The organism is Chryseobacterium artocarpi, from assembly GCF_001684975.1.
Classification (GTDB): Bacteria; Bacteroidota; Bacteroidia; order Flavobacteriales; family Weeksellaceae; genus Chryseobacterium; species Chryseobacterium artocarpi.
This window is the reverse complement of sequence record NZ_MAYH01000050.1, coordinates 63,590-87,359: the sequence shown is the minus strand read 5'-3', so window position 1 is coordinate 87,359 and position 23,770 is coordinate 63,590. Positions and strand designations below refer to the sequence as shown.

The 23,770-nt window shown below is 34.8% G+C and carries 23 protein-coding genes; 17 read left to right on the top strand and 6 right to left on the bottom strand.

What is annotated here, in order from left to right:
- Positions 1–2: 2 nt before the first annotated feature.
- Positions 3–1,349: an SWIM zinc finger family protein gene (locus BBI01_RS20925; RefSeq protein WP_065396594.1), complete on the top strand. Its 1,347-nt coding sequence runs from the start codon at positions 3–5 to the stop codon at positions 1,347–1,349.
- Positions 1,350–1,423: 74 nt separating this feature from the next.
- Here the strand turns inward: BBI01_RS20925 and BBI01_RS20920 are convergent, their stop codons facing one another.
- Complete coding sequence (locus tag BBI01_RS20920) at positions 1,424–1,870, bottom strand: VOC family protein (protein WP_065396593.1); 447 nt, start codon at positions 1,868–1,870, stop codon at positions 1,424–1,426.
- Positions 1,871–2,369: 499 nt separating this feature from the next.
- Between BBI01_RS20920 and BBI01_RS20915 the strand changes: the two genes are divergently transcribed.
- Both BBI01_RS20915 and BBI01_RS20910 read left to right on the top strand, forming a co-directional pair.
- Positions 2,370–3,887, top strand: coding sequence for a TROVE domain-containing protein (locus BBI01_RS20915; protein ID WP_065396592.1), 1,518 nt, complete (start codon positions 2,370–2,372; stop codon positions 3,885–3,887).
- 138 nt (positions 3,888–4,025) lie between these two features.
- Positions 4,026–4,688, top strand: coding sequence for a hypothetical protein (locus tag BBI01_RS20910; protein ID WP_083190182.1), 663 nt, complete (start codon positions 4,026–4,028; stop codon positions 4,686–4,688).
- Between the two features lie 1,015 nt (positions 4,689–5,703).
- Here BBI01_RS20910 and BBI01_RS20900 read toward each other — a convergent pair.
- Complete coding sequence (locus tag BBI01_RS20900; protein ID WP_065396590.1) at positions 5,704–6,051, bottom strand: hypothetical protein; 348 nt, start codon at positions 6,049–6,051, stop codon at positions 5,704–5,706.
- Positions 6,052–6,062: 11 nt separating this feature from the next.
- A complete protein-coding gene (locus BBI01_RS20895) occupies positions 6,063–6,491 on the bottom strand; it encodes a transposase (protein WP_065396589.1) in 429 nt (142 codons plus the stop codon).
- Positions 6,492–7,116: 625 nt separating this feature from the next.
- Here BBI01_RS20895 and BBI01_RS20890 point away from each other — a divergent pair.
- From BBI01_RS20890 to BBI01_RS20855, 8 genes are all read left to right on the top strand, one after another.
- On the top strand, positions 7,117–8,655 hold the full coding sequence (locus tag BBI01_RS20890) for a SulP family inorganic anion transporter (protein ID WP_065396588.1): 1,539 nt from the start codon (positions 7,117–7,119) through the stop codon (positions 8,653–8,655).
- A 290-nt stretch (positions 8,656–8,945) separates the two neighbouring features.
- Positions 8,946–9,614 carry an HAD family hydrolase gene (locus BBI01_RS20885; protein WP_065396587.1) on the top strand — a complete coding sequence of 223 codons (669 nt, stop codon included), beginning with the start codon at positions 8,946–8,948 and terminating at the stop codon, positions 9,612–9,614.
- An 8-nt stretch (positions 9,615–9,622) separates the two neighbouring features.
- Positions 9,623–10,447, top strand: a complete 825-nt coding sequence (locus tag BBI01_RS20880; protein WP_065396586.1) for a phosphoribosyltransferase family protein — start codon at positions 9,623–9,625, stop codon at positions 10,445–10,447.
- Positions 10,437–10,994, top strand: coding sequence for a TerD family protein (locus tag BBI01_RS20875; RefSeq protein WP_065396585.1), 558 nt, complete (start codon positions 10,437–10,439; stop codon positions 10,992–10,994). The genes BBI01_RS20880 and BBI01_RS20875 overlap by 11 nt, the downstream gene beginning before the upstream one ends.
- Before the next feature lie 2 nt (positions 10,995–10,996).
- Entirely contained in the window at positions 10,997–12,172 is a 1,176-nt protein-coding gene (locus BBI01_RS20870) for a toxic anion resistance protein (protein WP_185114369.1), read from the top strand.
- Positions 12,173–12,188: 16 nt separating this feature from the next.
- Positions 12,189–13,136 (top strand): hypothetical protein, encoded by a 948-nt coding sequence (locus BBI01_RS20865; protein WP_065396584.1) that lies wholly within the window; start codon positions 12,189–12,191, stop codon positions 13,134–13,136.
- A 74-nt stretch (positions 13,137–13,210) separates the two neighbouring features.
- Positions 13,211–13,819: a TerD family protein gene (locus tag BBI01_RS20860; protein ID WP_065396583.1), complete on the top strand. Its 609-nt coding sequence runs from the start codon at positions 13,211–13,213 to the stop codon at positions 13,817–13,819.
- Positions 13,820–13,905: 86 nt separating this feature from the next.
- A complete protein-coding gene (locus tag BBI01_RS20855) occupies positions 13,906–14,943 on the top strand; it encodes a TerC/Alx family metal homeostasis membrane protein (RefSeq protein ID WP_065396582.1) in 1,038 nt (345 codons plus the stop codon).
- A 287-nt stretch (positions 14,944–15,230) separates the two neighbouring features.
- On the opposite strand, the gene BBI01_RS20850 is transcribed toward BBI01_RS20855, so the two are convergent.
- Entirely contained in the window at positions 15,231–16,244 is a 1,014-nt protein-coding gene (locus BBI01_RS20850; RefSeq protein WP_065396581.1) for a catalase family protein, read from the bottom strand.
- Positions 16,245–16,476: 232 nt separating this feature from the next.
- Between BBI01_RS20850 and bamJ the strand changes: the two genes are divergently transcribed.
- The 5 genes from bamJ to BBI01_RS20825 all read left to right on the top strand — a co-directional run bounded on the left by bamJ (position 16,477) and on the right by BBI01_RS20825 (position 20,384).
- Positions 16,477–16,911: a BamJ family beta-barrel-assembly machinery protein gene (gene bamJ / locus BBI01_RS20845; protein ID WP_083190190.1), complete on the top strand. Its 435-nt coding sequence runs from the start codon at positions 16,477–16,479 to the stop codon at positions 16,909–16,911.
- 141 nt (positions 16,912–17,052) lie between these two features.
- A complete protein-coding gene (locus BBI01_RS20840; protein WP_065396579.1) occupies positions 17,053–18,003 on the top strand; it encodes a hypothetical protein in 951 nt (316 codons plus the stop codon).
- Between the two features lie 65 nt (positions 18,004–18,068).
- Complete coding sequence (locus tag BBI01_RS20835; protein WP_065396578.1) at positions 18,069–18,479, top strand: Rrf2 family transcriptional regulator; 411 nt, start codon at positions 18,069–18,071, stop codon at positions 18,477–18,479.
- Between the two features lie 59 nt (positions 18,480–18,538).
- On the top strand, positions 18,539–19,192 hold the full coding sequence (locus tag BBI01_RS20830; RefSeq protein ID WP_065396577.1) for an NAD(P)-dependent oxidoreductase: 654 nt from the start codon (positions 18,539–18,541) through the stop codon (positions 19,190–19,192).
- 19 nt (positions 19,193–19,211) lie between these two features.
- Positions 19,212–20,384 (top strand): MBL fold metallo-hydrolase, encoded by a 1,173-nt coding sequence (locus tag BBI01_RS20825; RefSeq protein ID WP_065396576.1) that lies wholly within the window; start codon positions 19,212–19,214, stop codon positions 20,382–20,384.
- A gap of 237 nt (positions 20,385–20,621) precedes the next feature.
- On the opposite strand, the gene BBI01_RS20820 is transcribed toward BBI01_RS20825, so the two are convergent.
- On the bottom strand, positions 20,622–21,641 hold the full coding sequence (locus BBI01_RS20820; protein ID WP_083190181.1) for a M23 family metallopeptidase: 1,020 nt from the start codon (positions 21,639–21,641) through the stop codon (positions 20,622–20,624).
- 226 nt (positions 21,642–21,867) lie between these two features.
- Between BBI01_RS20820 and BBI01_RS20815 the strand changes: the two genes are divergently transcribed.
- Complete coding sequence (locus tag BBI01_RS20815) at positions 21,868–22,908, top strand: NAD(P)H-dependent glycerol-3-phosphate dehydrogenase (RefSeq protein WP_065396575.1); 1,041 nt, start codon at positions 21,868–21,870, stop codon at positions 22,906–22,908.
- Positions 22,909–22,986: 78 nt separating this feature from the next.
- On the opposite strand, the gene BBI01_RS20810 is transcribed toward BBI01_RS20815, so the two are convergent.
- Entirely contained in the window at positions 22,987–23,763 is a 777-nt protein-coding gene (locus tag BBI01_RS20810) for a phage tail-like protein (protein WP_123862195.1), read from the bottom strand.
- Positions 23,764–23,770: the final 7 nt, after the last annotated feature.

Sequence of the window (23,770 nt, the reverse complement as noted above, 5' to 3'; positions counted from 1 at the left end):
TCATGGAAGATACGCTTATTTATAACTATTCAAGATCATCATCACTGGTAAGGAAAGATGCTCTTGAAGAACTGTTTCTTGCCCAATACAGTGAGATTCAGAAAAATATTGATGTCCCTTGTTTTTTCTGGGGAAATGTAGGACAGCCCTTTATTTTGGCACGTTGCCTGATTACACTTTCCAATATTGTGAAATCAAGTTTCAACCTGTCACCATTTCAGATGGCATTGCTTAAAGACCCGATTGTAACAGCCGGAAATGAAAGACTTCGTTTTGAAGGTTTTTCACATTGTGCCGGTGTTTATGCCAGGATAGATGTTCTTCCTGACGGATTGGATGGTGAATTTCTGGAAAACGGAACCACTAATGTAGATTTTAATCAACCGATGATAGCTGCATTAGGAAGTATTCGCCCCAATGAAAAAATTATGCTTTCTGTTGGTGAAAAAGAAGTTGGTCTTTATACAGAAGAAAAAAAAATAGTTGAAAGGAAAGTTCCGTTACCTGAAAAATGGATCAAAGGTCTGGGGACCGTACAGATTTATTTATCAGAGTCCGAAAAGCAGCACATCTTTAATAAAATCCAGACTCAGCAGTTATTCCGCGGAATGCCAAAAGGAGTAGTAAAATCAGACTATTATCTTATTGTTAGAGGAAATAAACCTATGTTTTCACCGGTGAAATCTGTAGATGCGGTTTGCATCGGAGGGCTTCACAGACTTCGGTTACTGGAACCGTTACTTCCTTATATAGACAGTATGCAGGTGTTTTCACATTCCAATATGCAGTCTACAACATGGCAGCTTTATATGGGAAATATAAGATTCAGTTTCTCGTTATCCAGAGAAAGCTGGCGAGGATTTTCCGGTGAAGGAGCGGTATTGGATAGTCTTACAACAGAAGTTCCTGATGAGTGGATCGATGCTTTGGATAAATATGCCTATGCCAATCAATCATTCAACGGAACAGCTTTGGCAGTGGAAGAAAATATAAGCTTGAGTACAACTGATAATATTACAGGAAGATTAGCTGCAATGGGATTATTAGGTTTTGATTTGGATGAAAATGAATTCTTTTATCGAAGACTACCATTTAAACTCAGTAGAATTTTAGGCTTAAATCCTCGTATGAAGAATGCTGAAAAATTGATAGAAGGTGGAAAAGTTGAAATCCTAAATAAAAACAAAGAAAGAACAGAAGCAAGAGTCCAGGGAACCGGAGTGCATCACACAGTTATTCTTGAAAATGAAAAAGAACGCTGCACTTGTGAATGGTTCAGTAAGTATCAGGGAGAAAGAGGTCCCTGTAAACATGTTCTTGCTGTCAAAAAGCTTGTCAATAGCCAATAAAAGCTTAAAGAAAAAATGCCACGAATACACGGATTATTATTCGTTAATTCGTGGCTATTTAAAATATAAGAAGGTTAATGCTGTTTCATCCATTCCTCATAAGTCAAAACGCCCAGCTCGGGCTTCCCATCACCCTCAAGGATTGAAATAAATTCAAGCTGATTACCATCAGGATCATTAAAATAAATAGCCAACGCCGGCATCCATGCAAAAACCATTGGCTCAATACTCCCATTTTTCAGGAAGTTATAAGGGCTCAGATTTTTATCTTCTAAAAACTTTACAGAATAATTTAAAATATCTTCTTTACTGCTCGAAAAAGCGAAATGCCTTGTCTGTAGATTCTCTTTCTGTTCCCATAACCCAAGCATAAACTCTTTATTTTCACCAACCCATAGAAATGCTATAGGTCTTGTTTCATCTCTGTGTGCCAACTTCAGCCCCAATACTTCTGTATAAAACTTAATTCCTTTTTCCAAATCACTTACCTGAACATGAGTTTCATATAATCCTTTAATCATAGCTTTAATTTTAATACAGACAAAACTAGGAAACCACAGTGTAAAAGCCTGATAATACCGATTTCTTTCGTAAAAATGAATGATAGATAAAAGATAAAAGATAAAAGATAAAAGATAAAAGATAAAAGATAAAAGATAAAAGATAAAAGATAAAAGATAAAAGATAAAAGATAAAAGATAAAAGATAAAAGATAAAGTCGTTAAACAACTATTTTCCCATATGTATATCCATTTGATATCAAAATCAATAGGGGTGGGCTTTAGCCCACCCGCCCGGTCAAATACATAAACCAAATTCCATTGGCTTTAGCCAAAACTTAAAGAATCTGCGTCATCAGCTAAATCTGCGAGAGTTTTTTAGCTTTTTTCCAATCCTATTGAAATAAAATTTTTCAAAAAAATAATCTACGCAAAAAGATTGCGCAATATAGTCCTTACTTTGCATCAGAAATCAGAGAGGAAGCAACTCTTCCTATGTTTAACTAAAAAACAGTAACTCATGAAATTTAATTTTTTGAAAAAAGAAGATAAAGAAATCTTGAACTATGAAGGTGAAAAAGCATATATGATGACACCAGAAGAAGAATTATATAGTGCTGTGGTGACAACAGGACTGTCCAATATCTCTTATGAAAAAGGAGATGACAGATTAGAGAGAATAAAGTCTCTGATTGATAAAAATGATCCGGAATTTGTAGCAAAATTAGCTGTTTATGCAAGAAAAGATATGCATTTACGTTCCGTTCCCTTAGTCTTGGCTACAGAGTTGGCAAAAGAAATTTCAGGCTCTGATCTGGTGAGCAGAACTGTGGATGGAGTGGTTCAGAGAGCAGATGAAATCACAGAATTATTGGCATATTACCAATTATCGAATAAAAGAACAGAAACTAAAAAGCTGAACAGATTATCCAAGCAGATTCAGAAAGGTCTTGCGAAATCATTCAATAGATTTGATGAATATCAGTTTGCAAAATACAACAGAAAAGCTGAGGTAACAATGAAAGATGCCTTGTTCCTTGTTCATCCCAAAGCTAAAAATGACGACCAGCAGACAATTTTCAATAAAATTGCACATAATATGTTGGAAACACCTTACACCTGGGAAGTAGAACTTTCAGTATTGGGACAGACCAAATTTATCAATGAAGCAGAAAGAAAACTGGCTTTCAAAAATAAATGGGAAGAGCTGATCTTCAGCAATAAATTAGGGTACATGGCAACTTTACGAAACCTCAGAAACATTCTGGAAGCAGAAGTGTCCTCTAAAGCTATGGAGAAAGTCTGTCGTTACCTGGCTGATGAAAAAGCGGTATCAAATTCAAAACAGTTACCATTCCGTTTTCTGGCGGCGTACAGGGAATTGAAAGCTGTTGATTCACCTTATTTGTCATCCGTATTGGAGGCATTGGAAGAAGCCGTTGCCCAAAGTGCTCAAAACATTAAAGGCTTTGGTTTTGATACTTCAGTAGTTATTGCGGCAGACGTTTCAGGCTCTATGCAGAAATCAGTTTCTCCAAAAAGTAAGGTTTTGTTGTATGATATCGGTTTGCTGATGTCTATGATCCTACAGTCAAAATGCCAGAATGTAGTAACGGGAATATTCGGTGACCGTTGGCTACGCGTTCCGATGCCTAAAAATGGAATTCTTAGAAATGTAGATGCTTTCTACAAGCGAGAAGGAGAAGTAGGATACTCTACAAACGGTTATCTGGTGATTGAAGATCTGATCAGAAGAAAAGAAAAAGTAGATAAAGTAATGTTGTTTACCGATGCTCAGCTTTGGGACAGTAATAGTAATCAAAACTCTTTTGAATACTCCTGGACCAAGTATAAAGCTTTGGCACCTAAAGCAAAGTTGTATATCTTTGATCTTGCAGGGTATGGAAGACAGCCAATAGATATCAAAAGAAATGATGTACACCTTATTGCCGGTTGGTCAGACAAAATTTTCGATGTATTGAATGCGTTGGAAGATCAAAAATCTGCAATTGAAATCATACAAAAAGTAGTGCTGTAAAAGGCACTGCTTTTAAAAATAATTTTTAGGAGCTTATTCCCGCTTTTCACTATATCTTTTTCGCCAGTGCTTATTTCAAGCCGAAACAGAAAAAGGATGCCGTTGCAATCGGGGCTATAAAACTTAAACTAATCAACAATGATACAACTTATTAATACAATTGAAATCAATCTGTTTAAATATTCCGATGAAGATTTTGAATTCCCGGAATTTTCAGATTATCTAAACCATGAAGAATGGTTCGTGAAAATGATGGAAGTAGCTTCTCAGCTTAATATCAACGTCAATACAATTCAAAAAGGATCTTTTTTAGTAGATATTGAAACCATTGATGATGAAACTTTACAGGTCCTTGTAAATCAAAAGCTAGGCGAAATAGATGCTGATGATTCTGAAGAAGATCTATGTGTATTATCTTTTGATGGTGGAGTGGTATTTAAAAATAACAATGAATTTTTGATTGAACCCAATTGTTGCAGCGATCTGAGTAATATACAAGAATGGCAGGCAATTTTTGAAAACGAGACCTCCGAATGGAAAGATATATGGATCGGGCATCCTTGGATTCTGTATAAAAGAGAAAACGGTATCATCAGTTTTTCAGATTACACCGAAGAATGTACTATTGTTCCTGAAAATATAACCATAAAGTTTGAAATTCCAGAGGCGGTATTGACAAAAGAGTTGGAAAAAGTAAAACAACATCAGATAAATTTCAACAATAGGATTTTGAATATTTTGGAAAAAGAGAATATTAACAACGCCGAGAAAATTTCAAAATTTATATCGGGAATTAAATAAAATATATCTGCGTAAATAGATTGCGTACTAGCCGTTTAATTTTGCAGTAACAATTAACACCGGTGCCGTAAGAGAAGACGTACTTCGATTCCAAACTGACAGAGTCTTTTCGAAAATTGCCTGGTAAAAATAAACCAATGCCGTCTGTAAGAGTTCCATCGTCAACTTTTAATTGAACCATTACTCTTACAATTGAATTGCTTGGTTTTATAAAAAAGCAAGTGCCGTAAAACAGAAATACTTCGTGGGGGAACGGAAGTACAGGTGCAAGTCCTGTTCTGCAATGGCAGATAGTATAAAGATAGCACACCGTTAATACGTGTCTGTTTGCACAATTGCCTTGCTGTTTTCAAGTGTCGTTCTGGAATCATACTTCGAGATCATAAACATTGTGTCGCAGGTTCAAGTCCTGCCTTTTCCCTCGAAAAGGAGAAGTAGCTCAGTGGGTTAGAGCAAATGCACGGAAGATTCCAAAATTTTTACCTTGATATGATGAAAGAGTGCCGTAGAGAAGGCTTACTTCGGTTACATTTGGTTCGACTCCAGAATAGATTATGAAAATGATTTATAAAAGTCTTTTCGAATATTTGCCTCTTTTTTTTAAAAAAAACAAACAAGTGTCGTAAAATAGCATTACTTCGATCATCACGACGGGGACACAGGTTCAAATCCTGTCTCTTCCACTAAAAACTAAAGGAAGAGTAGCTCAGCTGGTAGAGCACGACATCACTATTTGCCTGTTGCCTTGTTTTTATAAGATTATATTTTAAGTAACTAAGCCGGAAGCGGGGAATCGGAATACATCTTTGTATCGTAATTTTCTAAACCTTCCTTTCTTCCCGCCTCCGGCTTAGTGTTAAATGTATTATATAAGTGTCGTTAGGAAAAAATTCATCGTTACAGCCATTTGGGGAGGAATAGCGAAGTCGGTACTTCCGGCAAGGTTATCCGGTTCGAATCCGGCAAGCTAAGCCCCATTTTTCCTTATGGTTACCTTTACAGAAAAAGCCGATGATCAATCGGCTTTCTTTTCTTTTTTTTCAAGTTCTTCCTCAAACATTTGTTTCCATTTGGTGAGGGTAGTTCTGCTTATTTTATACTTTTTAGACATATAACTGGTAGAGTGTCCATGTTTTTTCTGATACTGAAGAAGTTTCAGCATGGTTTTCTTATCATAAGTCTTTAGTTTCTGATTGTTTTTTTGGCTTTCCTTTGAAGGTTTGAAGAGTCTGTCATTGAATTTCAGGACATCTTCAGTGGTTTCCAGTTTGCCAAGAAGTTCTTTGATCTTTGGGTCTTTTAATTTATCCGGATACTCAAGTCTAAGCATATCCTGATAGATTTTTTTGTAATTGGGGCGCATTTTTTCTCAGTTTATCCGTTCGTGTTATCACTTTTCTGAAGCCATCTGTGAAGAGTACTTTTAGGAATGGAATATTCCTTGATGACTTCACTTTGCGTCATCTCTCCGGAGAGAATTCTTTTCATGATAAATTCTTTGATTTCCTGAGTGTAAATATTCTTTCTGAAATAAGGAATTTTATCAGATTTCTGTTGGTTCTTATTAATAGCAGCAGGAGGTGCATATAAAATCAGGTGTGAGCTGTAAAGTCTGAAAAAATCGTATTCCAATAGTTTGCTCCATCTTAGAAGAAGATCCGAATCTATTGATTTGCTATTGTACATTCTTTCCACAGCATCTTCATCTTTTCCTAGGAACTTGCAGATCCTGTCCATAGTTATTTCATTTTCATCTACTTTTTCCTTAATAAACGTTCCAATATGGATCTCTTTGTATAACATTTTTAAAATATCTGTTAATTAAAATTCTACATAAGAAAGCTTAAATAGTATATATCAGGTGTGTCACAATCTGTTATCTGTTGTTCAAGATTCAGATAGGGAGATATAAAAGAAGTTGTAAAGAAAGAATCAGATAAATTTAACAGAACTATGATTTTTCAAAAAATTAATCAGGGTAGGATTGTTTAATTTCTCAATATCAATTGCTTGTTATCACTTTAGTCTACCTTTTAGGTATATTTTTTATTTTCAATGGATTTATAACTCTTCCTCTTTTTCAAACTTCCTTTTTCTACCATTTTGTGTAAATAATATATAACCTATTAAAGATTTTTTATGCAATACTATTTATAAGCTTTACGTATTTAACGATTGTATGTATTCTGACAATCAGTTTTTTGCCTTGAATATTTGTTTAGTACCGAATAATCTGCTTAATTGTTCTCAAATGTAAACAAAAATCATAAGAGATTCTCTTTGGAAGTTTAAAAAAGTGAATTTATAAGATAATTTTAATTAAAATTAACATATTATATGAACTAACGTGTGAATTATTTTAACGTTTAGATGGTTTAGAAAATAAAAAATTGTTTACCATTCAGCAAGTGTATAACTTTGCACTTCAATGAAAAATACTATCAACTTATTCGATTTTTCGAAAAAAATTAATTATAAAAATGAGTTACTGGCTGGCTTTACTGTTGCCATGACCATGATTCCGGAATCTCTTTCATTTGCAATTCTTGCGGGGCTTTCACCTCTCACCGGACTTTATGCAGCTTGTATCATGGGATTTGTAACCGCAGTTTTAGGAGGACGTCCAGGAATGGTTTCAGGAGGAGCCGGAGCTACTATAGTTGTTTTGATTGCCTTAATACAGTCTCACGGAATAGAATATCTTTTTGCAACCGTGGCATTAGCAGGAATACTTCAGATGTTAGTCGGTATTTTCAAACTCGGAAAATTTGTACGGCTTATTCCTCAACCTGTAATGTATGGCTTTCTGAACGGATTGGCGATCATTATTTTTATGGCACAGGTAGAACAATTTAAAATTACGGACAGTAATGGAGTAGCAGGTTGGCTTCAAGGAACTCCTTTGTATATCATGGGAGGATTAACGGCTCTTACAATTGCTGTCGTTTATTTCTTTCCTAAAATTACAAAAGCTGTTCCCGCTTCTTTAGTAGCAATTATTGTTGTGTTCGCTGTAGTTCTGGGTTTTAATATTCAAACCAAAACAGTGGCAGATATTGCTCACATCAGTGGAAGTCTTCCAAGTTTTCATATTCCGAAAATTCCTTTTTCAATGGAAACACTCCAGATCATTTTTCCTTATGCTCTTATTATGGCAGGAGTAGGGCTTATTGAATCTCTTTTGACCTTATCTATGGTAGATGAGATTACCAACTCTAAAGGAAATGCAAATAAAGAGTCTGTAGCTCAAGGGCTGGCAAATATTACAAACGGTTTTTTCGGAGGAATGGGAGGTTGTGCAATGGTAGCACAAACTCTGGTAAATCTCAATGCAGGTTCCAGAGCCAGATTATCAGGGATCATTGCTTCTCTTATGATATTGATGATTATACTCATTGGAGCGCCAGTTATAGAAAAAATCCCGATGGCAGCATTGGTCGGAGTAATGATGATGGTAGCAATCAGTACTTTTCAGTGGGTTTCCATCAGAATTGTGAATAAAATGCCGAAGTCCGATATATTTGTGGGAATTACGGTTGCTTTGATTACTGTGGTTCTTCATAATCTTGCTCTTGCTGTTTTGGTAGGAGTTATTATTTCTGCTTTAGTCTTTGCATGGGATAATGCTAAAATGATACGTGCCAGAAAATATATTGATGAAAACGGAATCAGGCATTATGAAATATATGGTCCGTTGTTTTTCGGTTCAGCCACGGCTTTTGCAGACAAATTTGATCCTATGAATGACCCTGAAGAGATTGTGGTAGATTTTAAAGAAAGCCGCATTGTGGATATGAGTGCCATTGATGCTCTTGATAAACTGTCAAAGCGATACAAGCAGCAGGGAAAAACAGTATATCTCCGCCATCTCAGCGAAGACTGCCGTAAAATGCTGAAAAACGCTGAAGCTGTTATAGAGGTAAATATTCAGGAAGATCCCACATATAAAGTAATGCCGGAAAAATAGTTAAGGATTCAATATGTGAATTTTGCTTTGCAAACGAAGTGAATTGAAGATTGACTATTCACTATAAAAATCTAAACTCCCGTAACAGGAAAAAGGACTATAAGAAATTATAGTCCTTTTTTATTGTTTCTGCTATCAAATCATAAAATATCTTAAAACAGAGAATCGAAGTAATACTTTTATGATAAAAATTTTATCTTTGGGAAGAATAGAAATTAAACACTTGTTGATGATTCAAATATTTTAAATCTTTTTCAAGAAAGCTAAATAAAACTTTTAACTAAAACATATTGAAAACAGATATCGATATTCATAACCACTGTCATTTTTCTTTTGATTTGTGGCTCACCTTAATAAAATCTCATCCTGAATTTAAAACAAAAAGAGTTGAGCTGTTCTCCTCATTTTTTAATGTGGACGCTCCGATAGAAGTAGTTGCAAGAACTGTAAAATATTACGATGATCTTTGCAATACGATTAATGAAGTAACAGGAGGGAATATAGATACATTTGAAATTTATCTGATGATTTTAGGTGCGTTGAATGTAGATGTAAGACTTTTAAACAAAGAAAAGCTCAATGAGTTTTATGAGAAAAGTGAAGAGCTGTTTCTGGAATATAAACCTGTCGTCATTTTTGAAAATATTCATGATTTTTTTGATGAAATTAAAAATCAAGGGAAGACTATCAATATTTTGAGCAATACAGGATTTATCAAAGGAAAAACAATGAGAAAATTTCTGATTCATGAAAATCTGGATCAGTATATAGATTTTCATATTTATTCAGATGAAATCAACTGTTCGAAACCGAACCCGCTTATTTTTCAGGAGGTGAAGAATAATATTAAAGATCAGGAGCTTCCTATGCATCAGATTCTGCATATTGGAGATAATCCTGTGGCAGACTATAAAGGGGCAAAAGATTTCGGTTTCAGTGCACATTTACTTAAACACTAAAGATAAACATGAACAAAAGATACAGCTTACACCACATTCATTCAGCGGATGAGTTTACTTTCTCACCTGCAGAATACAGCTATTTCAAATATGGCGATAAGTCGTATGCTGAAAAATTTGCAAAAGAATTATTTGATGGATTTATTTCTGAAAATGAACACCTTTTAAATTCAGATAAAGAAATTGTAGTGCTTCCAAGCCCGTATATGGCGATTCCTACAGCTTCAAATTTTCTGTGTTTTTTCTTCAAAAAGCATTTAGACTTCTATTTGTTCCAAAAAGGAAAGAAATCTTCCATCTTATCAAAAATCAATAGAAATCATACCTATATAACAGATTATGGTAATCTTAGTTTCGAAGATCGCAAAAATCTGATTGCCAATGATACTTATTACATTGATAAAGATTTTTTAAGAGGAAAACTTTGTATTTTTATAGATGATATAAAAATAACGGGAAGTCATGAATATACCGTAAACAAAATCCTTGACGAATATAAAGTAGAGGCAGATTTTATGTTCCTGTATTATGCTGAACTGATGAATTTTGACCTTGATCCTAAAATTGAAAACTTTTTCAATTACTATGCGGTGAAAAACGTAGAGCATATTGCAGAAGTAATGAATAAACAAAATTTTGAGTTCAATACAAGGATTGTAAAATATATTTTAGGCTTAGATTCAAGTAATTTTGATTATCTTACGTCTAATGTAAAAAAGAGACAGATGGATCTTCTTTTGGAGCTTGCCATCAGTAATAATTATCATTTAATAAAAGAATACGAAAACAACATCAATACTTTAACACAAACGGAATTATATTATGGCTATTAACTTACAAAAAGGACAAAGAGAAAATATTAACGCACCTAAATTTACTGTAGGTTTAGGATGGGATATCAATAATACTTCTACAGGAACAGCATTTGACCTGGATGCTTCTTTATTTTTATTGGGAGACGATAAAAAACTGGTTTCAGATAATCACTTTATTTTTTATAACAACCTTGAGTCTCCGGATCAAGCAGTAATCCATACAGGAGATAACCTTACAGGAGAAGGATCCGGGGATGATGAGCAGATCAAAATTGATCTTACAAAAATTGATGCTGCTGTAAAAGAAATTACTGTAGTAGTAACTATTCACGATGCAGATTCAAGAAAACAGAATTTTGGACAGGTAAGAAATTCTTTCATCAGAATTTTTAACACAGATACGAACGAGGAAATCTTAAAATATGAACTAGATGAAGATTTCTCAATAGAAACAGCTGTAGAGTTCGGAAGAATCTACAACAGAAACGGAGAATGGAAATTTGAGGCTGTAGGAGCCGGACAAAGAGAAGGTCTTGAGAAATTTGTATCACTTTATCAGAAATAATTATGGATAATCAAGAAAATCAACCGATAGATCCACTAGGATCAATTGAACCGCTTAAAACATTTGACCCTACACCAATGGCATCACCAGGTTTACCGGTTCAAAGCCAGAATGCGGCACCAGCAGTGCTTGTAGACAGAGAAGGAAACGTAAATCTGACTCAGTTACAATCTGAAGAGCGTCAGAAATATGAAGTTCTTGCGAACTCTATTGATGAAGCAAATCCAGGATCTATTGTAAACTTTGGAGCAGAGCTTCAAAAGACATTAACCAATCAGAGTGATAGCTTCTTAGGAAATGTAAGAAGATCAAACTCAGGAGAAGTAGGAGGTCTTATTAATGATCTACTAGTAGAATTAAACTATGTAGACGTTGAAGAACTTAACGGAAATAAAGTAAAAAGCTTTCTTAGCAAATTACCTTTCATGAAGAAAGTAATAACGCAGGTGGAGAATTTATTTACAAAATATGACAAGATCATCAATAATATCGAGCAGATTTCTTACAAAGTAAATGCTGGAATCATTACTTCTACAAAAGATAATGCTGTTCTTCAGACTATTTTTGAAAGCAATGTAAATTCTATCAAACAAATTGAAGAACTTGTAATTGCCGGAAATATCAGAATGGAAAGAGCGGCAGGAGAATTGGCTCAGATGGAAGCGAATCCTCAGAATTTCCAGGATTATCAAATTGCAGATAAGAGAGACTTCATTGCAAGATTAGACAGAAGAATGGCTGATCTTAAAGTAGTACGTGTTATCATGATGCAGTCTCTTCCACAGATCAGATTGGTACAGAATAACAACGTTTCTATTGCAGAAAAAGCACAGACTATTCTTACTACCACACTTCCTGTATGGAAAAATCAACTTTCACTTGCTGTTGCTATGTACAGACAGCAGCAGAATATTGAGATCCAGCAGAAAGTATCTTCTACTACTGAAGAAATTTTGAGAAAGAATGCTGAACGTCTTGGTCAGAACTCTATCAATGTAGCAAGAGCTAATGAGCAGACTATCGTTTCTGTAGAAACATTAAGAGAAACCACTTCAATGTTGATCAACACATTAAATGAGGTGAAACAGATCCAGAAAACAGGAGCAGAAAACAGAAGAAAACTTGATCAGGATCTTCAGACATTGGAACATGAACTGAAAGCAAATGTCAGAGGTTAATTTATAGGATACTACGGTGGGGGAAGATGCAGCAATTATATTGTCACAAAGCAAAAGGAGGTTAACCAGACTTAAGCTCCTTGCTAATTTTTTTGAACATATTGATATAATATCCATTTACATCAAAACAGATATTATCCACAATCTGTTCCAGGAAAATACGGCTTTAGATTATAATAAATTAGAACTTTTCCATCTGCAGTATACAGACAGTCTCATTGAACTGCTTACCAAAATAAAAAGGCAGAAAGAAAATGAGATGCTGACTGTCATTAATGAAATTGACATCAACAAAAAATATATTTCAGGTTTTGAAGAAAGGCGAATAGACAGTTTTCAAACAGACAGGAAAATGTACAGCGGTATATTTTCACAGCATCTGAAAGCCCTGTATAAAGATCTTACAGAAGATATTTTTACAGCCAATTGGGAGAATGTACTGTACTTTCATAAAAAATATGCTCAGGAATTTTACAGATCAGAAGCAGATGAATCTCTGTTGAAGATTGAATCTTTTCCTGCATATCAGTACAGGGATTATTCCATTGAAAGAAAACTCTTGGGAAGACTTAATATCCAGGGATTTAAAGTTCGCTTTGTCTGTGGTTATATTATCGGAACCCACGAATATGAACTTTTTAAAATCTTTCAGTCTGATGACTACTTTATTTTCAGTGTGGATGATAAAAAGCTTTATCTTTTCGACAAAGAACTGGATAAGCTTGATATTTCTGAAAATCAATCGAATCAGAGTACGATTATCGATCAGCTGAAAGGTAAAAATGAACTGCTTGAAAACAGTATGAATGAAAGAAAACGTAATTTACCACCTGAGGTAGAAGAAGTTCTGAAAGATTATATTAAAAACCTCGAAAATATTGATATTATGAGCAAAATATTCGACTTTGATGAAGAAACGAATATTCTGCGCGCAATGCTTAATTTGAACCTGAATAATCAATAAAACGAAATTTGAAACTAGCGGATAAGCGCATCAGCTTTTCGTAAAAAAAGTAAATAACAACTAAACATAAAAAGATGGCTATCAACTTACAAAAAGGTCAGAGAATCAACCTTAAAAAAGAAAACGGAGCTGAACTTTCCCAAGCTTGTGTAGGAATCAACTGGGGAGCAATTGAAAAAAAAGGTCTTTTTGGAACTAAAAAAGAAGCAGTAGACTTAGACGGAAGCTGTATTTTATATGATTCAAACAAAAACGTTACTGAAGTAATCTATTTCGGAAACCTGAAATCAAGAAACGGTTCCGTAAGACACAGTGGAGATGATCTTACAGGAGATATAAACGGAGATGACGGATTGGATAACGAAGTAATTACTGTAGATTTCAGCCAACTTGAACCTAATGTAGACCATGTTGCAATGGTATTGAACAGCTACAGAGGTCAGGATTTCGGAACGATTCCTTTCGCTTCTATCCGTATCTATGAAGGAACTCCAACCAATGTGAAGGAGGTTTTTGCTAAATATGACATCGCAAATGATGTTTCTTTCAAAGGACATGTTGCTATGGTATTAGGTGTTTTTTACAGAAGAAATGGTGAATGGAAATTCAACGCTATCGGAGATCCAACAGCAGACAGAAAACTGGAGCAAACGATTCAGACGGTACAGATGAATTATTTATAATCATTTATAAATCAAAAGATAAATAAAATAGCAATATTTGTACTTTGTACATCTATTGCTTTTATCATATAATAACATATACTCAAGTGGAACATCAAAGTATTTTAGATCTGCACCCTGGTTTGGTGTGGGGATTTGCGGTAACGGTAGTTATCATGCTACTCCTGGACTTAGGAGTTTTCAATAAAAAAAGTCACGAAGTATCTTCCAAAGAAGCTACCATCTGGTCTATCGTATGGATCTCACTGTCTATGATATTTTCAGGAGTGGTGTATTGGGTTTTCAATACAGACGGAACCCCTGAAAGTCATGCGCTGGCTGTAGAGAAATTTACACAGTATCAGGCGGCATACTGGATCGAGAAAGCGCTTTCTGTAGATAACTTATTCGTATTCATTCTTGTTTTTGGATTCTTCAAAGTTCCAAAGTTCCTTCATCATAAAGTCCTTTTCTGGGGGATTATTGGTGCATTGATCTTCAGGGCGATCTTCATCTTTGCAGGAGTAGGGCTTATCAATCTTACTTATCTTCCGGAAATGAATATTTTTGGTGAAGCTGTAAAAATCAACGTTGTAATGACTCTATTTGGACTATTTCTTGTATATGCAGGAATCAAATCATGGGGTGACGGAGGCGATGATGAGGACGAAGATTACAGTAATACTGCAGGAGCAAGACTGATCAAAAGTTTCTGGAAAGTTTCCGATAATTACGATGGTGATAAGTTCTTCACTATTCAGAACGGAATCAAAATGGCGACTCCACTTTTAGTGGTAGTGGGAGTTATTGAATTTACGGACGTTCTTTTCGCTGTAGACTCTATTCCGGCGATCTTTGCAATTTCAAATGACCCGTTTATCCTTTATACATCGAATATCTTTGCAATTTTAGGATTAAGATCATTGTACTTCCTGTTGGCGAACTTTATTCATATGTTCAGCAAACTTCCGTACGGACTTGCAATTATCCTTTCATTCATCGGGGTAAAAATGCTTATTGCACCTTGGATTCATATTCCGTCTCCTATTTCATTGGGAATTGTAGGTGGAGTACTGGTAATATCAGTCCTTCTATCTGTTATTTTCCCTGACAAAGAAGAGGAAAAAGAAAAATTGGAAGAGTAATATCTTACTTATATCATACAAAAGCCCTAAGGATTGATCTTTAGGGCTTTTTTATAGAGGTGGGTATAGAAGTAGAAGGGAGAGATCCTGTTGATAAGGGAATAAGTAATTGTTTTGTCACGTGTTTAGATCAGAGGATATTTAATAAAGAATAGATTTTTTCATCACAATTTTCTATATTCCTATCAGGTAAAAAAATATCTAATCAAATAGCAGAATAGTTTTTATACATACATAAAATAATTCGTGTATTTGTAGCATTAAAATCATTATAATAAATTTTCTGCCTAAAGCTCATTTTTCTTTCCATGCAAAAGCGTATTGATCTTTCTCCTCGTCTGCACAGACACTTTATAAGCTTCGTCACGCAGCTTTTGTATTTTCCCAACAGGCTGGAAAATTGCTTTACTCTCAAAAGGATTAAAAGAAAGAAGTTCATTACAGGATTCACGAGGGTTCAATAAAGAATTCTTATCTATTTTTATCTCACCGATCTTAATGAAAGGAGAGTTTTTCCATTCTATATTCAGATTATTGATAGGTTGGTCTTTCAGATCATAACAAAACTGAATCAAAACATCAGCGGTAAAATCATTTCTCTGAAGATAACTTCTTAAGGCTTTTCTTGTATTTTGTTTCTTTCCGATATTCTTATTGACAGACTTCGGACTTAGTTTTATTTTCATCATATGATCTCCCAACCGAAATGCTCCTACAGAATAATAATCAAAAGAGAGGATGAAATCATTTCTTTTTCCAATCAGTTTTAAAATATTCCTGATAAAAGAACCCGTAAATACTGAAGGAATAAGCTTTACCATTTGAGTCACAATAGAAAATATATTGCGCCATCCCTGAATATAAAAACGATTGACAGCAGTGAATAATTTCAAAAATGTAGAGACTGAATTTACTGGAAATAAAGGGAAATTAACCAACGGATAATTGGAAAGCAGATTATTATTTTCATCCCTCACCTGTACAGCAAAGCCATAAGCTGGAAAATCCTTTTTGGAATTTTGAATTTTCAGTTGAGCATTCGAAAATCTTATGATCAGATCAAACTTTTCCTTATTAAAGAATGGTTTTAAGGACTCAGGAATTATAGGGTCTATCCAAAAAGTTCCCTTTGCTACAGCATAGGTTTTTGCATGAGCATTTCTGGTTGCATAATTGACGTCACTTATAGAAGGAGATTGTTCAACAAAATCTGCAATCGATTTTTTGTTGATTTCCAGAAGCTGTTTTTCCTCTTCATTAAGCTCATCAAGCTTCTTATTATATTTTAGTGGTTTTGGCATTTAGTTTTTAAATCCAATTATAACGCCAAGTTTTGAAATCTATGTTAAGGGATTATTACAATTTTTTGAACTTTATTGAACGTTGACTAGAAAATAATAAAATGATATTCAATGTAAAGTGTATTTTTGATGAGGGATATATTTAAGTAGTTGAAATTTAAACTTTTAACGTTACTATTCCTTGAGTATGTTTTCAACTTCAAAAAGCATTATCTTTGTAAAAAATTATAATATGGGAGTAGCAGATATGTTATTTAAACGTAAAAAGGAATTGGCAGAAAAGAACCTTAAGGATGGTAAGGAATATATGGAAGAGTATGGCAAGAGAGAAAGTGTTGTACAATTACCAAGCGGCTTACAGTATGAAATTATCACAGAAGGTGACGGAGCAAAACCAGGACCTAAATCTACGGTAAAATGCCATTACCATGGAACAACTATTTCTGGAAAAGTTTTCGATAGTTCTGTAAAAAGAGGTACTCCTGCATCTTTCCCTTTGAACAGAGTAATTTCAGGATGGACAGAAGCTCTTCAGCTAATGCCTGTAGGAAGTAAATGGAGATTGATCATTCCTCCTCACTTAGCTTACGGAGACCAGGAAATCAGCAAGGAGATTGGTCCAAACAGTACTCTTGTTTTCGAAGTAGAATTACTGGGGATTAAATAAACCAACTTAAAAATACATTAAAAATTTACCTGATTTCAGGTAAATTTTTTTATTTGTACTATATTCGTATTGATGAATTATATTGAAACTGATTGATGATTTCTGACAAATGATTCAGCTATTGCTTAAAAATTGGTTTGAATGAAAAAGCTCTTTTACCTTTTTATCGTTTTCAGTCTGCTTACTTCCTGTGTTTCTAAAAAGAATCAGGTGATTCAGCAGAATATACTTACTTTGAAAGACAGCTATTGTAAGGCTCCTTTCAAGTATAATTACAGTAATAAAGTTCCTTCCTATAATTCAGATTCTATTCTTGCTGCCAATAAAGAGCTGAAAGAAATGTTTTCTGATCAGAGTATTTTAATCCTTAACGCACTGGATAATTTGGATGAGGTTCACGAGATCATTGATCTTAAAAAAGATTCTTCACTAGCATCACAGGTGAAGGTTTTACAGTTGAAAACCAAAATCAACAGCAAAATTACCATTGCGCTCACAGAATTGGATGCCGTGGCTGCTGAATTTGATTGTGAAGGAGAAAGAGTGGCACAGATAGGAAACTATGTTGATAACCTGAATTCTTCCAGAAATAATAAACTTATTCTATATTCAATCATTGCAGGAGCAGCGGCTTCCATTGCAGGAGGAATTGTAAAAGATGAAGGCTGGAGTAATGCTATCGATATCGGAGGAGGGGTTCTTGGAGCAGGATTTGGTCTGGCAACACTTAACCCCAAAGGAAAAAAAGTGGAGTTTATTCATCAGCGAAATCTTTTAAGAGATATCTGGAGAGAGAAACTGGAGTCTCCAAACTTTCCACCCTTCATTTGGTATATGTATACCGAGAAAAAGTTTTCCAATAGGGAAGAGCGCTCTATTATCGGAAATATGAAGGAAAGGTGGCTTCACTATCAATTCGATGACGATAAAGGAGCCGCAGATCAGTCTGTAATTTTCAGTGACGGTGGGTTTTACAGAGCAGATGATCTCCATAACCGTGCAGCAATGCTTAATCAGATGCAGTCTGCAACAAGAACGATCAATCAAAACATCAATTATTTACTTCTGGATCTGGATAAATTAATCCTTTAAGAAAATTTTAACTGTAATATATTTTGTTACAATTAAAATTTGTCTATCTTTGCAATGTAATTACAATGAACAATACAAGATTTGCTACGGCAGTACATATAATGACCTTATTGGCAAAAAGCCCTCAGGAGTGGCTCACCTCTGATTGGGTTGCTGGTAGTATCAATGTAAATCCTGTGATTGTAAGGAAAGAAATCAGCGTATTAAGAGAAGCCGGTTTGATTATAAGCAGACAAGGGAAAGAAGGTGGAAGCCAGCTTGCAAAAGAAGCTGATTCAATTACAATTTCAGAAATTTATAAAGCTGTAAAAAATACAGAAGTTTTAGGAAAGAAAAATCAAAATCCTAATCCGGCTTGTAGCGTTGGGAAAGAAATCAATGTTCATTTAAATACATTATTTGAAGAAACAGATCAGTTGGTTATTAATTTTTTAGGAGATAAATCTTTGCAGGAATTCGCAGATCAGTTCGAATAAAATTTTTTTAACTACAAATGTAACAAAATTTATTACAATTAATTAAAATAAAAAATATTATGAAAAAAGTATCAGTAATCGGTGCAACAGGATTTGTAGGATCACACATCGTAACAGAATTAGCAGCCAGAGGATATGCAGTAGAAGCATTAGTAAGAGATGCGTCGAAGGTAAAAACACAAGAAAACGTAACAGCTAAAAGCGTAGATGTAAACAATGTACCAGAATTGGCAGAAGCTTTGAAAGGAAGTGATGCTGTAATCAGTGCCTTCAATGCAGGATGGACAAATCCTAATCTTTACAATGACTTTCTGAATGGTTCCGAGAACATTGAAAAAGCTGTAGAAGAATCAGGAGTAAAAAGACTGATCGTAGTAGGAGGGGCGGGAAGCCTTTATACACCGGATAATGTTCAGATCGTAGATACACCGGATTTTCCTGATGCTTACAAACCAGGTGCAACCGCTGCAAGAGATTATTTAAACAAGATCAAAGAAAATAACACTTTAGATTGGACATTCTTCAGTCCTGCAGTAGAAATGAACCAGGCAAACGTAGGAGCAAGAACAGGGAAATACAGAACTTCATTAGAAACTCCTGTGTTTGATGAAAACGGAAGAAGCCGCCTTTCTGTAGAAGATGTAGCAGTAGCTTTGGTGGATGAATTGGAGCAGAATAACCATATCCGTGAACGTTTTACAGCAGCTTACTAATTAATCTAAAAAAACAAAAATGTTAAAAAGAAAATTATTATCCTTGATTACTATCTTGGGTTTCATAAGCATATTTGCCGGAAATCTGAAAGTAAAAGTGTATAATCCCGGAACCAAGGCTATTTTTCCAATTACTTCTACCATTATTTATGGTGATAAAGACGCAATGCTTATTGATGCTCAGTTTCAAAAGCAGTATGCAGAACAATTGGTAAAAGAAATCAAATCAACCGGAAAGAATTTAAAGACTGTTTTTATATCTCACAGCGATCCTGATTTTTATTTTGGGCTGGATGTGATTAAGAAAGCATTTCCAAACGTAAAAATTATTTCTACAGCACAGACAGCTTATCTTATTTCCGCGTCAAAAGATGATAAACTGGCGGTATGGGCACCACAATTGAAAACTGATGCTCCTTCAGAAATCTTTGTTCCGGAAGCAGTAACATCTGTTCCTGATCTGGAAGGGAATAAAATTGAGATTAAACAAAATCCTGAAGACCCTGCTCATAGTTTTCTTTGGATTCCATCTATCAGAACCATTGCAGGAGGGATTTCTGTTTCTATAGATTCACATCTTTGGATGGCAGATACACAGAATGTAAAGGCTATTGATCAATGGATAGGACAAATAGATGCAATGAAGTCTCTAAAGCCTGAACAGGTAGTTGCTTCACATTTTGCCAAATTATCTTTATCACCAACGTCTCTTGATTTTGTGAAAGGGTATCTGGAAAACTATAAAAAAGCAGTTACAGAGAATAAAACTACCCCTACAATTGTAGACTTTATGGTGAAAAAATATCCAAATCTTCCAGGAAAAGATGAATTGGAAATGGGTGTAAAAGTTTTTCTTGGTGAAATGGCTTGGGATTTAAAATCACCTTATCCGGCTATCGGACAGAAAGTGGAAGTAGATTTTGGAGCTGTAAAATTTCTTCTGGATTTTAAGGATAACAAAACGATGACCTTTACAGGAACTGCCGGAAGTTCAAAAGGCAGTACTGATACGGTAGAATATACAGTTGTAGAAGTTGCAAAAAATGTTTTTATGGTATATTGGCATGAACCTCATTTAGGTTTCAATGTAACACACATTCAGGATTACAATAAAAATATAGTCTATTCTAATATTGTAGGAAAAGATGGTACATTCACTCACCCGAAAGGAACTCTTAAGATTTTAAAATAAAAAAAACAGCTGCCAATGCAGCTGTTTTTTGTCTTATGTTTTCAAAGCTTAACCTAATCAATTTGCTGATTAATTTAATTAATGAAAGAATAATAAAAACTTTGCGTGGAAATAATCTCCCGCAAATTTCACAGATCGATCAACGCAATCACCACGTTTGTGATATTTGTGAAATCATTAGTGTTCTTTGTGTTTAAAGAGAAACAGAAAAGCTGCCTCATCTGAGACAGCTTTCTTTTATAGATTCATAAACAACCTCGGATTTACCGGAGTATTGTTTTTGTGTACTTCATAATGAAGGTGAGGACCTGTAGAACGTCCAGAGTTCCCTGACTTGGCAATCACCTGACCTACTTTCACTTTCTCATTTACTTTGGAAACAAGCTGAGATAAATGTCCGTAAAGAGTGGCAAGACCATTTCCATGGGAAACAATCACGCAGTTTCCATATCCTCCTTTTTGTCCTGAGAAAATAACGGTTCCAGCCGCTGCAGCTCTTACATCAGACCCAAAAGCAACTGCAATATCCAATCCTTTATGGAATTGCATCTGGTCAGCTTCCGCAGGTGGATTATTTCTTTCAACAGTTGCTTTAGAGGATGTAGCAACAGCTTTTGTAGATGTTGAAGCAGCCGGAGCAGCCGCAACTGGAGTAGCTTTAGGAGTTACCATTACTTTTACTTCTCTTTTATTTCCGTAGCTGTCAGTTAATTCAACTATTTTCTCCACCGGCTCAGCTTTTACTTCTGGTTTTGGAGAAGCTGCTACAACTTTTGTTTCGGGTGCAGAGCTTGTTTTTACCGAAGCAAAAACTGTTTTGAACGGGATAGGATTTTTTCGGATTCCGAAATTAGATGAGATATAACCGTCTGTAGGCATTCCCAATGGAACCTGCATCAGTTTTTTCTGTAAATCCATCAGATACTGGCTGTATCGGTTAGCTTGTTTAGATAAATAAATAGAATTGGCAATACTGTCCTGATCAAGCATCATTAGCTTTTCATTAGAAATGTCTTTGGACTTCAGGAAAGAGTTCAGTTGAGTAACAGTCTGATCTACCAAAGTAAGATCTGTTTTCATTTTCAGATAATCTACACTGTCTTTTTCAGTGTTTATTTTTACAAGGTTTACTGCATAGGTCTTGTCATCCTTTTCTGAAAAGAGCTTGGCAATAAAGATACCTTGTGCAAAAACTACTAATAAAAGCCCTCCCAGGAGAATGTTTACGTTCTTCTTGCTGTTTAGAAATTTTTTCATATTTCCTCTCTTAGAATATTAAAACGGTTTTTTTAAGACTGCAAATTTAATTAAAAATAAGTTTTGATAGTTATCTTTATTTAAAATTCAGTTTTTTCTGTATCTAACGTGGAATTGTATATTTAATTGCGTTGAAGCATTATTTTTTTCAGAAAATGGTTTTTATCATGCCTTAAAGTATTCTGTTAAATCTATGTTTAATATATTTGCAGTTCACATTCCAATTATGGCTAAAAAGAAAATTATTTCAGAATCTTCGAATCCAAAAAAGACTAAAAAGGATGTTTCTGTAGGAGTAGTAGGAAGCGGAAGTTTTGCAACTGCTATCGTAAAAATGCTTGTTGAAAACTGTAAAGTAGTACACTGGTGTGTAAGAAGTGAGTTTGTAAAAGGTGCCATTGAACTTCGTGGTCATAATCCTACTTATCTTACTGCTGCTCACTTCAACCTGAAGAGTTTAAAACTGACTACTGATGTCAATGAACTGGTTTCTGCCTGTGACGTTATCGTTTTGGCAACTCCGTCCATTTATCTGTCTGATACATTGGAGAAGATGACTTGTGATTATTCCAATAAAATCTTCGTTTCTGCAATTAAAGGAATCATTCCTAAGGTAAATGATGTAGTAGCACATTACCTGCGTGATGAATTTAAAATTGGTTTCAGGAATCAGGCTGTTATCGCTGGACCTTGTCATGCTGAAGAAGTGGCTATGGAGAGACTTTCATACCTTACCATTGCAACAGTAGAAGATGAAACAGCAGAAAAACTGGAAGGAGTTTTTAGTTCAGATTTTATCAAAGTACAAACCAGTAAGGACATTTTGGGGAATGAATACAGTGCCATTCTTAAAAATATCTTTGCCATTGGTGCCGGAATCGCAAGTGGATTAGGATATGGAGACAACTTTACGGCAGTTTTTGTTTCCAATGCAATCCGTGAAATGGAAATTTTCCTGGAAGCAATCTACGAAGCACCAAGAGATGTAAATGAAAGTGCATATCTGGGAGATCTTCTGGTAACTGCATATTCTCTTTTCTCAAGAAACAGAAACCTTGGAAATCTTATCGGAAAAGGATATACCGTAAAATCTGCAATCCAGTCTATGAACATGGTGGCAGAAGGGTATTATGCTGCACAATCTATTTACAAGACTTCAAAGCAGAAAAATCTAAAATTGCCTATTATTGATACTGTATATGCAATTCTTTATGAAGGTAAAAATGCTGAAAAACAATTTAAGAAGCTAACGGTAAAATTGAATTAAATAAAAAAATAAGGTTCCTGGATAAGAAACCTTATTTAAATCATATCTAGAGCTTAAGTATTTTCTACTTAAGCTTTTTTATTGGCTCATTTTAGTGATAACCAGAGCCAGTGAAGACCTTACATTCAGGTTACTGGCTGTAAATCCATTTCCTGTATCGAACTCAAATTTTTGTCTGATGGTAGTAGGAGCTGTTAATTTTAAAAAATAACTGCCCTGAAAGAAAGTAAAAGAACTTGATAACTGGCACATTCTATTTGTTTCTGTAAGATTTGCACCTCCAACAGCATTAATCATATAAGAACGTGTACATGTGAAATTCTGGGAAAGATATTGAGTATTTGCCGTTCCGTTATTGTTATTTGCATTGCTGGAGTCTACAGAATAACGAAGGATATAAGTACCCGCTGGCAGCGTAATCGTAGATGTATCGCTTCCCAGTGAAGCTCCCGTGATCTTGTTAGCTGCTACGGTAAAATTTGTCAGGGTATTATTAGTACTTCCGGTAGGAATCAAAACCCCGGAATTAATAATTAATGACATCGCCTGAGGCTCAGCTCCGGAAATGATAATACGCTGCCACTGATCACGAACCCAGATGTAATAACCTTTAGGAAAAGTAGATACCCCTCCTTTATTATAAATCATCAAACCATCCGTAGGGTTCGCAATAGGAGATGATGTACTGTTGAGAGAGATAAGATCATATTGTGGTAAGAGTACTCCTTTATTAGAGGAATTAATGTCTAATACACTACTTATATTGGGAGAATTTGTATTAATACCAACTTGAGCATTAATGTGGATGCCAATCAAAATGAGAGACATACAAACAATATATATATAGTTTTTCATTGTGTAA

What these genes read in the sequence shown, in the direction of transcription:
- BBI01_RS20830 (WP_065396577.1), top strand. Translation starts at nt 18,539, where the DNA reads ATGAAAAAAGTATCAGTAATCGGTGCAACAGGATTTGTAGGATCACAC.
- BBI01_RS20850 (WP_065396581.1), bottom strand. Translation starts at nt 16,244, where the DNA reads ATGCCAAAACCACTAAAATATAATAAGAAGCTTGATGAGCTTAATGAA.
- BBI01_RS20835 (WP_065396578.1), top strand. Translation starts at nt 18,069, where the DNA reads ATGAACAATACAAGATTTGCTACGGCAGTACATATAATGACCTTATTG.
- BBI01_RS20840 (WP_065396579.1), top strand. Translation starts at nt 17,053, where the DNA reads ATGAAAAAGCTCTTTTACCTTTTTATCGTTTTCAGTCTGCTTACTTCC.
- BBI01_RS20910 (WP_083190182.1), top strand. Translation starts at nt 4,026, where the DNA reads ATGATACAACTTATTAATACAATTGAAATCAATCTGTTTAAATATTCC.
- BBI01_RS20890 (WP_065396588.1), top strand. Translation starts at nt 7,117, where the DNA reads ATGAAAAATACTATCAACTTATTCGATTTTTCGAAAAAAATTAATTAT.
- BBI01_RS20900 (WP_065396590.1), bottom strand. Translation starts at nt 6,051, where the DNA reads ATGCGCCCCAATTACAAAAAAATCTATCAGGATATGCTTAGACTTGAG.
- bamJ (WP_083190190.1), top strand. Translation starts at nt 16,477, where the DNA reads ATGGGAGTAGCAGATATGTTATTTAAACGTAAAAAGGAATTGGCAGAA.
- BBI01_RS20875 (WP_065396585.1), top strand. Translation starts at nt 10,437, where the DNA reads ATGGCTATTAACTTACAAAAAGGACAAAGAGAAAATATTAACGCACCT.
- BBI01_RS20920 (WP_065396593.1), bottom strand. Translation starts at nt 1,870, where the DNA reads ATGATTAAAGGATTATATGAAACTCATGTTCAGGTAAGTGATTTGGAA.
- BBI01_RS20825 (WP_065396576.1), top strand. Translation starts at nt 19,212, where the DNA reads ATGTTAAAAAGAAAATTATTATCCTTGATTACTATCTTGGGTTTCATA.
- BBI01_RS20860 (WP_065396583.1), top strand. Translation starts at nt 13,211, where the DNA reads ATGGCTATCAACTTACAAAAAGGTCAGAGAATCAACCTTAAAAAAGAA.
- BBI01_RS20880 (WP_065396586.1), top strand. Translation starts at nt 9,623, where the DNA reads ATGAACAAAAGATACAGCTTACACCACATTCATTCAGCGGATGAGTTT.
- BBI01_RS20870 (WP_185114369.1), top strand. Translation starts at nt 10,997, where the DNA reads ATGGATAATCAAGAAAATCAACCGATAGATCCACTAGGATCAATTGAA.
- BBI01_RS20810 (WP_123862195.1), bottom strand. Translation starts at nt 23,763, where the DNA reads ATGAAAAACTATATATATATTGTTTGTATGTCTCTCATTTTGATTGGC.
- BBI01_RS20815 (WP_065396575.1), top strand. Translation starts at nt 21,868, where the DNA reads ATGGCTAAAAAGAAAATTATTTCAGAATCTTCGAATCCAAAAAAGACT.
- BBI01_RS20915 (WP_065396592.1), top strand. Translation starts at nt 2,370, where the DNA reads ATGAAATTTAATTTTTTGAAAAAAGAAGATAAAGAAATCTTGAACTAT.
- BBI01_RS20895 (WP_065396589.1), bottom strand. Translation starts at nt 6,491, where the DNA reads ATGTTATACAAAGAGATCCATATTGGAACGTTTATTAAGGAAAAAGTA.
- BBI01_RS20820 (WP_083190181.1), bottom strand. Translation starts at nt 21,641, where the DNA reads ATGAAAAAATTTCTAAACAGCAAGAAGAACGTAAACATTCTCCTGGGA.
- BBI01_RS20925 (WP_065396594.1), top strand. Translation starts at nt 3, where the DNA reads ATGGAAGATACGCTTATTTATAACTATTCAAGATCATCATCACTGGTA.